Source organism: Gracilimonas sp. (genome assembly GCF_031581265.1).
Taxonomy (GTDB): Bacteria; Bacteroidota; Rhodothermia; order Balneolales; family Balneolaceae; genus Gracilimonas.
Window position 1 is genome coordinate 135,324 of the sequence record NZ_JAVLBQ010000002.1, and the last position, 14,429, is coordinate 149,752.

13 protein-coding genes and 1 pseudogene are annotated in these 14,429 nt (G+C 41.6%); 11 read left to right on the top strand and 3 right to left on the bottom strand.

What is annotated here, in order from left to right; all coding sequences use genetic code 11:
- Position 1 precedes the first annotated feature (1 nt).
- The 5 genes and pseudogenes from RI561_RS01685 to RI561_RS01705 all read left to right on the top strand — a co-directional run bounded on the left by RI561_RS01685 (position 2) and on the right by RI561_RS01705 (position 3,155).
- Positions 2-262: a hypothetical protein gene (locus tag RI561_RS01685; RefSeq protein ID WP_395078481.1), complete on the top strand. Its 261-nt coding sequence runs from the start codon at positions 2-4 to the stop codon at positions 260-262.
- 15 nt (positions 263-277) lie between these two features.
- Positions 278-424: pseudogene (locus tag RI561_RS01690) on the top strand (triple tyrosine motif-containing protein); the annotation flags it as partial.
- A gap of 108 nt (positions 425-532) precedes the next feature.
- Positions 533-1,189, top strand: a complete 657-nt coding sequence (locus tag RI561_RS01695) for a sensor histidine kinase (RefSeq protein WP_395078482.1) — start codon at positions 533-535, stop codon at positions 1,187-1,189.
- Between the two features lie 9 nt (positions 1,190-1,198).
- A complete protein-coding gene (locus RI561_RS01700; protein WP_395078483.1) occupies positions 1,199-1,849 on the top strand; it encodes a response regulator in 651 nt (216 codons plus the stop codon).
- A 652-nt stretch (positions 1,850-2,501) separates the two neighbouring features.
- Positions 2,502-3,155, top strand: a complete 654-nt coding sequence (locus tag RI561_RS01705) for a nitroreductase family protein (protein WP_395078484.1) — start codon at positions 2,502-2,504, stop codon at positions 3,153-3,155.
- Between the two features lie 404 nt (positions 3,156-3,559).
- Here RI561_RS01705 and RI561_RS01710 read toward each other — a convergent pair whose 3' ends face one another.
- Positions 3,560-4,396, bottom strand: a complete 837-nt coding sequence (locus tag RI561_RS01710; protein WP_395078485.1) for a GIY-YIG nuclease family protein — start codon at positions 4,394-4,396, stop codon at positions 3,560-3,562.
- A 472-nt stretch (positions 4,397-4,868) separates the two neighbouring features.
- On the opposite strand from RI561_RS01710, the gene RI561_RS01715 reads away from it, so the two are divergent.
- The 6 genes from RI561_RS01715 (at position 4,869) to RI561_RS01740 (ending at position 12,180) form a co-directional block, all read left to right on the top strand.
- Positions 4,869-5,753, top strand: coding sequence for a TlpA family protein disulfide reductase (locus RI561_RS01715; protein ID WP_395078486.1), 885 nt, complete (start codon positions 4,869-4,871; stop codon positions 5,751-5,753).
- Between the two features lie 101 nt (positions 5,754-5,854).
- Entirely contained in the window at positions 5,855-6,178 is a 324-nt protein-coding gene (locus tag RI561_RS01720; protein WP_395078487.1) for a VOC family protein, read from the top strand.
- A gap of 69 nt (positions 6,179-6,247) precedes the next feature.
- Positions 6,248-7,663 carry a CCA tRNA nucleotidyltransferase gene (locus RI561_RS01725; RefSeq protein WP_395078488.1) on the top strand — a complete coding sequence of 472 codons (1,416 nt, stop codon included), beginning with the start codon at positions 6,248-6,250 and terminating at the stop codon, positions 7,661-7,663.
- A complete protein-coding gene (ispE, locus tag RI561_RS01730) occupies positions 7,656-8,528 on the top strand; it encodes a 4-(cytidine 5'-diphospho)-2-C-methyl-D-erythritol kinase (RefSeq protein ID WP_395078489.1) in 873 nt (290 codons plus the stop codon). The genes RI561_RS01725 and ispE overlap by 8 nt, the downstream gene beginning before the upstream one ends.
- A gap of 117 nt (positions 8,529-8,645) precedes the next feature.
- Positions 8,646-11,123: a glycogen/starch/alpha-glucan phosphorylase gene (locus RI561_RS01735; protein WP_395078490.1), complete on the top strand. Its 2,478-nt coding sequence runs from the start codon at positions 8,646-8,648 to the stop codon at positions 11,121-11,123.
- Between the two features lie 61 nt (positions 11,124-11,184).
- A complete protein-coding gene (locus RI561_RS01740) occupies positions 11,185-12,180 on the top strand; it encodes a mechanosensitive ion channel family protein (RefSeq protein WP_395078491.1) in 996 nt (331 codons plus the stop codon).
- Here RI561_RS01740 and RI561_RS01745 read toward each other — a convergent pair.
- Together RI561_RS01745 and RI561_RS01750 are read right to left on the bottom strand one after the other, a co-directional pair.
- Positions 12,177-13,592: a S41 family peptidase gene (locus RI561_RS01745; RefSeq protein ID WP_395078492.1), complete on the bottom strand. Its 1,416-nt coding sequence runs from the start codon at positions 13,590-13,592 to the stop codon at positions 12,177-12,179. The genes RI561_RS01740 and RI561_RS01745 overlap by 4 nt on opposite strands.
- Before the next feature lie 12 nt (positions 13,593-13,604).
- Positions 13,605-14,426 carry an energy transducer TonB gene (locus tag RI561_RS01750; RefSeq protein WP_395078493.1) on the bottom strand — a complete coding sequence of 274 codons (822 nt, stop codon included), beginning with the start codon at positions 14,424-14,426 and terminating at the stop codon, positions 13,605-13,607.
- Positions 14,427-14,429: the final 3 nt, after the last annotated feature.

Below are 14,429 nucleotides of genomic sequence, written 5' to 3' on the forward strand. Positions count from 1 at the left end.
AATGAATTCATCTGAAACCAATGGAGGATTCCAGCCCAGTGCTTTTATGGATTCTTTTGGGAAAATATATTTTCCAACCGTTGATGGAGTTGCGGTCGTCTCTTCCACGAAGGCTGACGTTAATGAAGTATCTCCCCCGGTATATATTGAAAATGTTAGATCAAATGAAGCTGTTTATACAGGTGAAGAAAATATTACCATTCCCTACAATACCCCTTATCTTCAGATACAATACACCGCATTAAATTTCACGGATCCCTAAAAAGTCGAGTTTAAGCATAAAATTACCGGGCTTAATAACGACTGGATTGAAGTTGGTGGAAGTCGTGAAGCCATCTTTTCAAGTATCCCACCGGGCGAATATACGTTTCAGGTTATAGCAAGTAATGGTGATGGAATATGGAACGAAGAAGGCGCATCATTAGCTATTACGGTGGTTCCCCCTTTCTGGCAAAAACCCTGGTTATATACGTTACTTATCATTCTTTTTGTCAGTATCGGGCCAACTATTTATTATGTAAGAGTTAATAATTTGAAGAAAGAAAATGAACGGAAAAAAAGATTTACGGAAAAACTCATTGAATCACAGGAGCAAGAACGCCGGCGCATAGCTTCCGAACTGCATGATGGATTAGGCCAGCAGATTTTGGTGATAAAGAACAGAGCCGAATTAGCACAACAGCAAGCCGATGATCCTGAAGAAACCCGAAAACAACTTGATGAGATTATGCAAAGTTCCGTGGTATCAATAAGAGATGTTCGCAATATTTCCCATAACTTACGCCCGGTTCATTTAGAAAAATTCGGATTAACAGAAGCTATTGAAAATCTTTGCGATCAATTGCAGCGAACATCCAAAATTGAATGGAGTTACCATATTGACGATATAGATGAGACTTTTCCTGAAAATAAGGAGATCAATTTCTATCGGGTGATTCAGGAAGCTACCAATAATATCCAAAAGCATTCAAAGGCTAAAGAAGCATCAGTTATGATCAGAAAGTCTGAAACTGACGTAAAAGCAACCATTTGGGATGATGGAAAAGGATTCGATATGACAAACGAAAAATATGATCAGGGTTTAGGATTTTCGGGAATGAAAGAAAGAATTGGAACGCTTGGAGGAACAATAACTATGGCATCAAGCCATGGGCAGGGAACCACCATCAAAATCATAATTCCGAAGTAATATCAAGTTATGGATATTAAGAAAACCTTATTGCTGGCTGATGATCATGTACTCATTAGAAATGGGCTGCGGCAAGTGATTGAGAAACAGGGAAAGTACAGTATCATTGAGACCGACGAAGGTGAAAGCGCATTAGAAATTATCAGGGAACAAAAACCTGATATCGCTATTCTTGATATCGAAATGCCGGGCATGACAGGATTTGAAGTCGCTCAAAAAGTTCATAAGGAAAGCATTAAGATAGAAATCATATTTTTAACCATGTATAAAGACGAATCAATTTTCAATAAAGCCATGGATATTGGGGTCAAAGGTTATGTGCTGAAAGAAAATACGGTATCCGATATTTTAGATTGTCTTAAAGCAGTTATAAAAGGAAAGCATTATCTAAGTCCCGCCATTTCTGACTTTTTAGTGAACCGAAATACCAAATTGATGGAGCCCGCTTCCGACAACGAAGGAATAAATCTCTTAACTTCATCTGAACTAACTATTCTTAAACTTTTAGCCGAAATGAAGACCAATCAGGATATTGCCGATGACCTGAATATTAGCATCAAGACCGTTCAAAATCACCGCAACAATATGTGTAACAAGCTCAAGCTGACCGGCACACATGCTCTTCTTAAGTATGCGGTAGAACATAGCACAAAACTATAATTTATAAGCCCGAGGAAAAATTTCCTGCCCAACCCTCCTTCAAAATTAGCCGATAATTCCGCAGATCGTATATCACAAATCGGTCTATATCATATCAAAATGATGGGCGAATGATGAATATTCAAACAGTGATACAAGTTTGCTTACAGGCTTAAAACCCGCTGCGAAAATATAATTGAAAATAGGCAATGAAAATTATTCCCTCCCCCATTAAAAGGGTGATAATTAGAGGAGGTTGATATCACCCAAAAAGTTGTCATTCCGAGTGCCCGTTAAACAGCAAAGGGCAACCAGGTAGAACACGAGGAATCTCAATGTTATACATGGCAGTCAGTACGGACATTGAGACCCTTCGCGTAATACAACTCACCCTGTCCAACTCATTCCCGCTCAGGGAGACAACTCTTAGGGATATTATATTTTTGGCTTGTCATCCCGAGTGCATTCCAAGCCTTGGAAGGCAAAGCCGTGAATCACGAGGGATCTCAATCGTTAATACTACTTGCCAGAGCAGGTTTTGATACCCTTCGCGTACTACTGCTTTGTCCTCCCTGATTCATTTCCTGCTCAGGGTGACAACTCTTGGGAACCTCTGTAAAAAAACAGCCCCAATTTCTTATCTTCTTAAAAAACTTCAATCCGTCTCCATCTCATGCACACTGACCAGTCTATTCGCACCCGCAAAACCTTGAAAGTACGCGTGGATCCACAAAATCCTCTGCCGGTGACCAAGGGAGATGAATTCAAAAGAACCATTGAGCAGTTGATTGAGTTAGCCGGGCAGGCCCCCTTCCATTATACCAGCCCTGAAAAGCAACGATCCGAGAAGCTGTCCGGTGCTGAACCCTGGCGGTTCCATGCCATTGACGGCTTCAATTGCCGAGAGTTATTGGAAGCCCTGAAAGATGAAAGGCCCATGAAATCCAGTGATGGGATAAAGCAAATGCTGGCTGCCGCTGATGCATTGATCCTCGGAACCTGGCTACCGGAACGCAACCGAAGGCCGGGCCGAAAATTTCACCCCAACGTGAAAAATATGGAGCACATTGCGGCCACCGGTGCGGCCATCCAAAACCTGCTGCTGGCGGCTACCGATCGTGGCCTTAATGCATATTGGTCGTCGGGGGGCTGCTTGCGGAAACCCAAAGTGCTCGACTTTTTAGGGATCCCCAAACATGAGATTCTGCTCGGAGCTATTTTTATTTTTCCAGCGGATATTCCCGAATCAGCTCATACCAAAACCGGCAAAAATGCAGATCAAAGAGGAGAGCTTGAGGACTTTATGGATTGGGTTAAGATAGACTAAAATAACGCATTTACTGGTTGGAAGGGTAGACCAGAGAACCTTCGAGCGTCCGTAGGTCCTCGCAGCGTTCGCCTTTTCAGCTTTATTGCCCGTAACGCTCGCAGGTCCTTCGGACGCTTCGAGGTTACTTCACTCAGAGATTGTTTCAAGCCATTTTCTAACCGGTAAAAATGCAGATAAGAGAGGAGAACTTGGGGATTATATGGATTGGGTTGAATTTTAGCTTAGTAATTCGCTCCGACGCAGAGCGTCAGGAGCGAGGGTGGTTAGTGAGAATATCCAATGATGAATATTCAATAACCAATACCCATTACCGACTACCCAATAACCAACACCCAAGGCCTCACTGGATCATCCCCGCCACCTTGTTCCGATCGCTCTGCGTCGGAACATATGAATGCTTGCTACTTTCGTTTCATCACTGCCATCAAATCATCAATTTCATCTTGATTGATGAGCACTGATTCCAACCCCAGTTCTTTCTTCATGCGGAAATTACGATTTGGCCCAAGCGTGTAAAACATACGAAGCTGCTCAAGCTCATTATCGAAATAATTTTCAGTGAACCGATCTTTGAATTTGATATCCATTACATGTGCTTCAAGTTCATCCGCAAGCAATCCTGAAGATCCACGCAAAAAATTATCCACCAGAACGCCGGTTTGAGTATCCAGCCGAAGCTTAAATTTTTGAGGAGTGATCCGGTTCAAGAGTTGATTCGGCAGGTAAGCAGCACTTTTCACCGGCCGGTTTAGCAGGTACAATAATTTGAGCATTGCCCCCAGTCCCTTCCGTGTTTTCAGGTGTCCTTTAAAACAACCATACACATTTGGATAATCTTCCGGCACACGCATGGAAAGCCTGAATTCCCGATGATTACCCCTTCGGGCCGTGGATATGTAGTAATAGGTTTCTGGCTTTTTGTTGGCGTGATTGAATGGCGGGCGCAGCGAACGAATCAGCAGGTTTTCCAAGAGAATAGCATCCGTTTCCGTGTTGCATACTTCATAAGAAATACGCTCAAGGTGTGCGATCATCCGCTGTGACTTTTTAGATTTTGTATAGCGGTATGAGGTGATGCGCTGTTGCAAGTCTTTGGTCTTGCCAATATATAAAACCTGGTCATGCCGATCGTACATGGTGTACACGCCGGGATGGTGAGGTGGAAGCTCCTCTCCCATTGCAGAATTTACCCGTTGCTTTTGGGTAAGTGCGGCCGGTTCAAACAGGTCTAAAGTCACGGAATAAAATTTCTAAGATTGCTAACAACAATTTCTAAAATAGGGCAAAGGGAGAATCAATATCCAATGGGGAACTGATTATATGTTATTTGAAAATCAAATTGTTATTTAGTTCGGTCATGAAGTCATAAACCCACTAAATATTACCAAGTGCACAAGTTAGAATAGGTCCTTATAGTTATTTCTTTGTGATCCATTGTGACTTAGAGTTTTTGTAGCAACATTTAATGCGTAAAATTATCCACATCTTTTTTTGATCAAAACAATTGCTCTCTTACGTTTATTCTTACTGAATAGTCTCAACTTAGACAGTGTAGTTAACGAAGAGATAATTTTTAAAAGAGGGAAACTTCAGCTTACTTTATCTTTGTTATATCGTGTCTAAATTATTAAGCTCCAATTTATTAGTAAAACAGGCCGCTTATAAAAAGATGGGTAAGGGGCTTCAATGTAGCAAAATAGGTATCAAACCATGTTTAAAAGAAACGGCTTAAGACTTTTGGCAGGAATTTTATCATCTATAATAATTTTAGGAGGCGGCTTTTACTTTTTCCTATTCCCTAATCCACTCAATATTCACCAAGCTAATATATTGAAGTGGATTCCTGTAGGGCTATGCTTTGCGGCCCTGTATGCAAGCGGAAAGATCAACCAGGAAACACCTGTAAAATTCCTGCCGCTACTCTTTATCCCATTTATAATTTTTGATCTCTTCAACTACTTCTACTTCCCATTTATACTCATACTATTTGGGGTGGGCACATTTGCGATCATAATTTCACGTAAAGAAACCGGAAAAAGGCTAAAAGCTATTTCAACTTTATCTGTAGCCGGAATCTTCATCTACTTTTTGCTCAGTCAGCCTCTAATTATGGAGAATGAGGGATTTGGAAGAAACTTAGAGGGGGAATTGGTAAATGCGACTGTTCTGTGGAGTTTTTCTGATGGAGGTCTGCAAACAGTCCCCGCCCATGTTGTGTATGATGAAAAAGACGAACCATATAATTTGAATACCATTAAAGGGAAAACCTACTTTGTGGCTCTTTGGGCCACTTGGTGTATTCCATGTATAGAAAAAAAGCCCCAGCTCGACTCTCTTAAAGCAGCTTATAGGCATAATCAGGATGTGGCTTTTGTTGATCTTTCCATTGATGAAGAGGAAGAAAAGTGGCGAACGTTCTTAGAAAAGCATAATCCGGAGGGATTACAGCTGATTTCAAAAACCGTTAACGAAACCCGAAGGGCATTGAATATCAGTTCATTGCCGCTGCATTTTGTTGTCAATCCGGACGGACGATATAAGGCCTTTGCCTCACTTGAAACGGCACAGAAAGCATTTGAAGAAACGGTTCAATAATTAAGCAATTTAAATAAGAAGGGCTTTATAATTATCATTAAGAGAATACGAAGAGCGTCCATTTGCCTACGGCCAGAGTCAGTATAAAAAACAGAAAACCTATGAAATTTCATCATATCGGAATACCAACGAAAGACTCTTTTGAGGAAGAAATTGATCTTCCACATTTGAAGATGACTGTCTCTGATCACGAAAGCAATGCCTTTGGCATTCAGTGGCAGCGATATTGGGAAGACGCTCCGTATCCGGAAATCGTCAAAACTATACCGCATGTTGCTTTCGAAGTAGATAACCTGGAACAAGCCCTGGCAGGAGAGGAGGTTATCATTGAACCGAATTCACCCAGTGAGGGTTTAACCGTAGCGTTTATCAAAGTGAATGGAGCACCGGTGGAATTCATGGAATTTAAAAAGCCAAAAGATTAGTAAAATTTATCCGGTTTAGTATCTGAAAGCCACCGTTAACATTCCTATCTTTGCGGTGCTTTGGAACACATGAAAAACATACCCCAAAACCACCAAGACGTATTTACCATAATCAGTGAGGCAGCAGAAAAGCTGGATGCACCTGTTTATGTAGTGGGTGGATACGTCCGGGATTATTACCTCAACCGATTAAAGAACGACGATATTGATATCGACTTTGTGACGGTAGGCTCCGGGATTGAATTAGCCCGGGAAGTTTCTGACCGTATGAAGGATTCTTCTTTGGCGGTGTACAAACAATTTGGAACGGCACAGGTGAAAATCGGAAACCTGGAGCTGGAATTTGTGGGGGCCCGAAAAGAAAGCTATCGCAAAAACTCTCGCAAACCTATTGTGGAAGACGGCACACTGGAAGACGATCAATTGCGAAGAGATCTGACGATCAATGCTCTTTCATGGTCGCTCAATAAGGAGAATTACGGTGAACTCGTTGATCCATTCAATGGAATGGAGGATTTAAAAAATGAGAATATAAAAACCCCGATTGATCCTCATCAAACCTTTAGTGATGATCCTCTGCGGATGATGCGAGCCATTCGCTTTGCCTCCCAACTTGATTTCAGGATTGAAGAGAAAAGCTTTGACGCAATCACGGAGATGTCGGGCCGGATCAGTATTATTTCCAAAGAACGCATTATTGATGAGCTCAATAAGATCATTATGAGCGATCATCCCTCCCTTGGTTTCACCATGTTATTTAAAACCGGGTTGTTGAAAGAGTTTTTCCCGGAAATGCATAATCTTCATGGGGTAAAAGAGGTAGAAGGCGTTCGCCATAAAGATAATTTCTGGCATACCTTAAAGGTGCTTGATAATGTAATTGAACTCGGGGCCGACCTTTGGTTACGCTGGGCGGCCATTATGCACGACATCGCTAAGCCTCCTACGCAACGATTTCACCCTAAAGCAGGCTGGACTTTTCATGGACATGATGCATTGGGGGCAAAATGGACCAAGAAAATATTTCGACGGTTGGGGCTTCCGCTGGATGAACGCATGCGATATGTTCGTAAACTGGTGCGACTTCACCTCCGCCCCATCGCACTTGTATCAGATGAAGTTTCAGATTCCGCCATCCGCCGGTTGATCTATGAAGCAGGAGATGACATTGATGATTTAATGAAGCTGTGTCGTGCAGATGTTACCACCAAAAATGAATACAAGAAGGAGCGTTATCAAAAGAATTTTGATTATGTAGAACAGCGGCTTAAAGAGGTGGAAGAAAAGGACCGCATTCGAAATTGGAAAAATCCGCTTTCCGGAGATGAAATCATGGAAGCACTTAATATAGAGCCATCAAGGACGGTTGGCGATGTGAAAGATGCGGTAAAAGAGGCCATTCTAAACGGAGATATTCCCAACGATCACGACGCTGCGTTTGAGTATATGATGAAACACAAAGATGAGTTTTTAGACAATGAGTAATTTTTGGATATCAAATTCACATGCAAAAATTAATCTCGGGTTAAACGTGCTCGAGAAGCTTGAAAATGGCTATCACACCATAGAATCAGGGTTTTGTTTTATTGAATGGAATGATCGGTTTGAAGTGAAGCCAGGACGAATGCATTTGGAAATGAGTGATCCTAAAATTCCCGTAGATGAATCAAACCTGATTGTAAAAGCAGTAAAATTGCTTCAGGAAGAAGCGGGTTTAAAAGATGAGTTTAACATCAAGGTAGAAAAAAACATACCTGCCGGAGCCGGCTTGGGTGGAGGGAGCAGTAATGCCGCCACCACTCTCCGAATGATGAATAAAATAGCTAACCTTGGGTTGTCAGAAGATGATTTGGTAAATCTTGGCAAAAAACTCGGAGCAGATGTCCCATTTTTTATTAAGGGAAAATCAGCTTTTGTAACCGGTATAGGCCATGATATTGAGCCTATTGAACTTCAGCCCAATGCATGGATTGTAACCGTATTCCCAAATATTGAAAGCAGCACTGAAGAAGCCTATCGATTTTGTGAGCCACAGTCTGAGCCGGAATTTTCACTAAAAAAAGTACTGCTTGAGGAAGAACCGGACGAATGGCGCTACTTGCTGATGAATGATTTGGAGAAGTCGGTATTTCCAAGGCACCATTTAGTTGGTAACATTAAAGATCAATTCTATGAATTCGGAGCAGAGTATGCCAGTATGAGTGGAAGCGGTTCCAGTGTTTTTGGGGTTTTTGAGCAGGATTTTGTTGCAATTAATGCGTACGAATCGTTTCATAAACTTGGATTTCCGGCCAACCTAACCAAGCCTGATTTTAAGCCAGACCAAGGAATTTATTTAAAAGAGGATTAATAGTTGAGAGTTGATAAAGTGATAGTTGATTTTGCCTGAGATTTGATCAGGACAAAATCACCCTATCAACTCTCAACTATCCTTCTAAAGGAACTATTTAGATTAGAGAAAAGTATTATGAGTAAAGAAAAAACAATAAATAAGAGCATCCGGTCCGGCATGGACAAGGATTCACTTCGGGAAGATATTAAACAACACCTGCGTCACACCCTCGCCAAAGATGAGTACTCCACTACCAAGTGGGATCAATACCAAAGTGTTGCCTTAACAATAATGGACCGGCTTAATGACCGGCTCCTGAAAACGCAACAGCATTATTATGAGGTGAATGCCAAAAGGGTGTACTATTTATCTATGGAATATCTGATTGGCCGGTTGCTGGATAATATGCTGGTCAACTTAAATGTTCGGGACTTAGTAGCCGAAGCATTAGGCGAACTTGATTTATCGTATGAGGATATCCGGGATCAGGAATGGGATGCAGGACTTGGAAACGGCGGGCTTGGAAGGCTTGCTGCTTGTTTTTTAGATTCGATGGCAACGCTTGGAATTCCGGCTATTGGTCATGGCATTCGGTATGACTATGGAATATTCTACCAAAAAATTCAGGATGGGTATCAAATTGAGCGGCCTGATTTGTGGTTGAAATATGGCAACCCGTGGGATACCGTTCGACCTAAAGTTCAATACCCGGTTGAATTCTATGGAAATCAGAACATAGTAAAAACCAGTAAGGGAGATACCCATTATTCTTGGGAAAATACGCATCGGGTAAAAGCGGTGGCGTATGATACCCCCATACCCGGTTATGATAATGGGATTGTAAATTATCTACGGTTGTGGAAGGCTGAGTCTTCTTCCGCCATTGACCTTAAGAGCTTTAACCAAGGACAGTATATTGATGCGGTTCGGGACAACCAGTTGGAACAAAATATATCACGTGTACTGTACCCCAACGATAAGGTGTTTGTGGGGCAGGAATTGCGGCTAAAGCAAGAGTACTTCCTTGTTTCGGCTTCCATGCAGGATATCATACGGCGGTTCAAAAAACAGTCGAGCGATTTCACCAAGTTTCCAGAAAAAGTATCAATTCAGTGTAACGATACCCACCCAAATTTGGCCATTCCTGAATTGATGCGTTATCTACTGGATGAGGAGCATATGGATTGGGATAAAGCCTGGGATATCACGGTAGAAACCATGGCCTACACTAATCATACCTTACTGCCGGAAGCACTTGAAAAGTGGCCGGTTTCCCTGCTCCGAAATTTGCTGCCACGGCATTTGAATATTATATATGAGATTAACCGGCGCTTTTTAAATAAAGTAAAGGTAGACCTCGGAGATGACAAGGCGCGCCAAAGCCGCATGAGTATTGTAAGTGAAGGTGAGCATCCCGTTGTGCATATGGCTCATTTGGGGATTGTAGGAGCTCGAAAAGTAAATGGAGTAGCAGCCATGCATTCACGTTTACTAAAAGAATCGATGTTCAAAGACTTTGCGGAAATGTATCAGGATAAATTCACCAATAAAACCAATGGAATAACTCCACGGCGGTGGCTTAAGCAATGTAACCCCGAGTTTTCAGATTTAATATCAGATAAAATCGGAGATGACTGGATTACGAACCTGGATGAGTTGAAAAAAATCAACGAGTATGCTGATGATGAGAAATTCCGTGAGAAATTTGCGGAAATTAAACTCGAGAATAAAAAGCGGTTGGCGGAATATATTCAAGAGCATAACGACCTGGAAGTAGAGCCAACCTCCATGTTTGATATTCAGATTAAGCGAATCCATGAATATAAGCGTCAGCTGATGGCGGCCTTGCATGTGGTCACCTTATATAACCGGCTCAAAGAAAATCCCGACCTGGATATAACGCCAAGAACAGTGATATTTGCCGGGAAAGCAGCTCCGGGTTATACCATGGCCAAACTTCATATTAAGTTAATCAACAGTATTGCCGAAGTAGTAAATAATGACCCGGAAGTAAATCAAAAGTTAAAATGTGTGTTCCTGCAAAACTATAGCGTAACTCTTGCAGAGAAGCTGATACCTGCAGCTAACCTGTCGGAACAAATTTCCACGGCAGGGATGGAAGCTTCAGGAACCGGCAATATGAAGTTTGCCCTCAATGGAGCACTGACTATCGGTACTTTGGATGGCGCCAATGTAGAGATCAAGGAAGAAGTGGGCGATGAAAACATTTTCATCTTTGGTCTTGAGGAAGAAGAAATAGATCAGCTAAGGCTCGAAGGTTATAATCCCTGGGATTACTATAACGCCAATAAGGAATTAAAGCAGGCCGTAGATCAGATTCGTGACGGCTATTTCAGCGATGGAGATAAATCTTTGTTTGAGCCGATCATAAATGCCCTCCTCCATGAAGGTGACTATTTTATGGTGATGGCTGATTTTGAAGCGTATGTTAATAAGCAGGAAGAAGTTTCTGCCTTATTTAAAGATCAGGATGAGTGGAATCGTAAAGCAATTATCAATGCGGCCAATATCGGTAAATTTTCAAGTGACCGTACGATCAATGATTATAATGATGAAATTTGGCAGGCGGACAAGATAGAAGTGAAGGAATAATGAAAATATATTTTCGCGGTAAAATGGATAGAAGTTTAGGATTATCCATTATCTTAACCCTATGAAACAAACTCAACTTCCTACATCGCAGGTTGATTCCTTAGCCCCGGACAGCTCTATGATTTCCACGGATTCTTCCCTGGTGATGCCAAATCCTACAGGCTATTCCATCTCGGAGATATTTCAATATCTATGGGATTTATTGCAAGTTCAGCTTTTTACATTACAGGACTCTCCTGTTACTTTCTTAAAATTAGTTGTTTTCATACTGCTGATCGTGGGCTTTTCATTATTTGCGGCCTTCGTCAAAAGGCTTTTAAATAATCGAATTTTACCGGGATTTATCCATGACAGTGGCTTGTGTTACACCCTTGCCCGGATGACACAATACGTTATTGTGGTAATAGGAATTTTTATCTCTTTCCAGTTTCTCGGAATTAACCTGACCGGGTTGGCCGTTATTTTTGGTTTCCTCTCTGTTGGTATTGGTTTTGGCCTGCAGAATGTGACCTCTAACTTTATCTCGGGATTGATCGTGCTTTTTGAGCGCCCGATAAGTGTTGGAGATAGAGTGTCAGTAAATAATATTGAGGGAGATGTGGAGGAAATAAATATCCGCTCGACGAAAGTAAAAACCCTTGATAACATTTCGATCATTGTGCCGAATTCGGAATTTGTTTCTAAAGACGTAATCAACTTTTCACACGGAGATCCGACCTATCGTTTAAGTATTGATGTGGGGGTCTCCTATTCATCTGATCTTGATAAAGTACTAAAGGCATTAAGCGAAGTGGCTGAGGAAAGCGACAATGTCTTAAGAACCCCGAAGTATGAAGTTCAGCTTCGAAGTTTTGGTGATTCTTCCTGGAACATGAAACTGTTTGTTTGGGTACCCGATGTAAAGAAAAGATATGCAGTACAAAATGAACTGAATCAGGCTATCGTTCGCAAGTTTGCATCATACAATATCGAAATACCATTTCCCCAAAGAGACTTGCACGTACGTTCTTCAGTAGATCTTCCGGTTAAAGGGAAGCCTAAATCAGATTCAGACTAATTTGGTTTGTTATGAGGCTTAGGAAAAGTCATGGGCCTATCGGTAAATATATTTCCTCTTTTAAGTTCTACCGGATCAGGTAATTTTTCATAAGGAAGTTCGAATAGAAGTTTTGCGGGCGGCCCCTCTTCACCCGTAATAATTTCCAGGGCTTTTGCAAGTAACGGGTCAGAAGTATCTCCTATGGGTCGATAAGCTAAAAGGTCTTCAACAGCCTCATAATCAGGGCTCAACCCATTTCTAAAATCTGTCACACCATTGGCATTGGCATATTTTAGTGTAACCGGCACAATTGCATATTCATGAGAAGGGGTGGCATTGAGTCCGGTTAAAACAAATGAGCCATAAAATTTACCGAAGGTATTCTCACCTATAGAAACTACATCCATGTAGGGCTCTAATCCATTGATGAGCAATTCACTAGCTGAAGCAGAACTGGAGGTAGTAAGGAAAAAGGCTCGATCTAAATTGAGATTAAGCGGATCATCTGAAAACCGAGCCACTAAATTTTCTGAATCCATCCCGTCATTTTCAATATAGAATTCTTCTAACTCTTCATTGTACTCATAGCGCACAAAAACTTCTTCATTGGATGTAACGGAGGGTGGTGCAATGGAATTTGCAAGGTTCTCAGCTGCATTTATGGTGCCACCGGGGTTGTATCTAAGATCAATGATAAGTTCTGTAACCCCCTCATTTTGGAATTCATTTAGCACTTCGTCCACGCGCTGTATGAATTGATCATTTTCTCCTGCAAGAAAACGGGTGTAAAATAAATATCCGATTTTGCTGCCATCGCGCTCAATAATATCGGTGTATAATACAGGGTCGGTAGAGACTTCCTGCTTAGTTAGCTCGATATTTATTTCTTCATCTGACAGACCTTCTTCAGGGTCATAACTACGGAGGGTATAACTAACTTCCCCTTCTTCATAAAAAAGATCGATATAGTTGTCGAGGGTTAAAGTAAATCCGTTTATTTTTGTGATCATATCACCTCGATTCATACCAGCTTCGGCAGCTGGAGAATTTGGATATACAAATTCAATAATAATAAAAACCTCATCTGTATCCAAAAAGCGTCTAAAGGCAGGAGAAAACCCTGCAGTAACCGAGGAGCCACTCAACTCGTCAAGCAATGCTTCAGCATCATCGCGTATGTAAGAAAAGTTATCAGAGGGCTCTAACATATTACCAAAGTAAGTTTCCGGAACCTGGCTTTCATTTACTTCATCGGGCACAAACTCATTCCAGAAATAATAGAAACCCATGTTGGCCTGGATCCAACTATTGATATCGGCATAAATTCCCTCTTCATTATCATTGGTGGGATTATCCTTTTTACAGGAAGTCAGTGACAGGGCGATACCTGACATTATAACAATTAGTAATATTGCAGATCTTTTAATCATAAGAATACAATTTTAGTCAAAGACAAAACGGAATGTAATGGTTCCCCACTGGGCTTGTTGAGGAACTCCGCTTGGTAACCTGGAAAAACGCCAGGTTCTTAGTGTACTCATAACTTCTCTTTCCAACTCAGGGTTCATTTTTTTGAGCGGAATGATTCTTCCGACGGTACCATCAGGCCGTACTTCAAAACGAACGGTGATTACGGCCTCTGTATTTGCTGAATTTTCGGGAAGTAGCTGAACCATTGGAGATCGGTCGATATCGCCTTCCCAGCTTAATTCGTAGGGCGAGGTTTTATCTTCATCATTACCGATACCCTGATCAGAATTCATGTCGCCACGGGCCCCTTCTTCATCTCCGCTTTCTTGCGCTCCCTCTGTTACGGTTTCATTTTCTTGGGCAACAGGAGGGACTTCAACTTCTTCCTCTTGTGGGTCCGTTTCTTGCTGAGTGGGATCAATTTTGTCCGTTTCCGGAGTAGTTACTTCTTCTTCTTGAATTTCTTCAACTTGGTCCGGCAAATCAACAGGCTTGGTTTCTTCCTCAGTAGTAGTTTGTGGTGTTACTTCAGGCTCGGGAACTTCTTCTACGGGTTCTTCCGGTTCCGTTTCAGAATGATTGGGGCGTTGGGCAACTTCTTCATTTTGTACCTCAGAATATTCAGCAAGCTGCCCGGTTTTATATTCTCCAAACTCTACTTCAATATAAGACGGACGTACGTTCGCATTCATATCGAATGTATAAAGAAGAGAAAGTATTAGAAGAATGGTATTCACACTTAGAGTAACTTTAAGTGCAAAACGATCATTCTCTGTGAATTTATAACGTCCCATAAT

Coding starts and splice junctions, on each gene's coding strand:
- RI561_RS01705 (WP_395078484.1), top strand. CDS start 2,502: ATGCACACTGACCAGTCTATTCGCACCCGCAAAACCTTGAAAGTACGC.
- ispE (WP_395078489.1), top strand. CDS start 7,656: ATGAGTAATTTTTGGATATCAAATTCACATGCAAAAATTAATCTCGGG.
- RI561_RS01715 (WP_395078486.1), top strand. CDS start 4,869: ATGTTTAAAAGAAACGGCTTAAGACTTTTGGCAGGAATTTTATCATCT.
- RI561_RS01745 (WP_395078492.1), bottom strand. CDS start 13,592: ATGATTAAAAGATCTGCAATATTACTAATTGTTATAATGTCAGGTATC.
- RI561_RS01725 (WP_395078488.1), top strand. CDS start 6,248: ATGAAAAACATACCCCAAAACCACCAAGACGTATTTACCATAATCAGT.
- RI561_RS01735 (WP_395078490.1), top strand. CDS start 8,646: ATGAGTAAAGAAAAAACAATAAATAAGAGCATCCGGTCCGGCATGGAC.
- RI561_RS01720 (WP_395078487.1), top strand. CDS start 5,855: ATGAAATTTCATCATATCGGAATACCAACGAAAGACTCTTTTGAGGAA.
- RI561_RS01700 (WP_395078483.1), top strand. CDS start 1,199: ATGGATATTAAGAAAACCTTATTGCTGGCTGATGATCATGTACTCATT.
- RI561_RS01750 (WP_395078493.1), bottom strand. CDS start 14,426: ATGGGACGTTATAAATTCACAGAGAATGATCGTTTTGCACTTAAAGTT.
- RI561_RS01685 (WP_395078481.1), top strand. CDS start 2: ATGAATTCATCTGAAACCAATGGAGGATTCCAGCCCAGTGCTTTTATG.
- RI561_RS01740 (WP_395078491.1), top strand. CDS start 11,185: ATGAAACAAACTCAACTTCCTACATCGCAGGTTGATTCCTTAGCCCCG.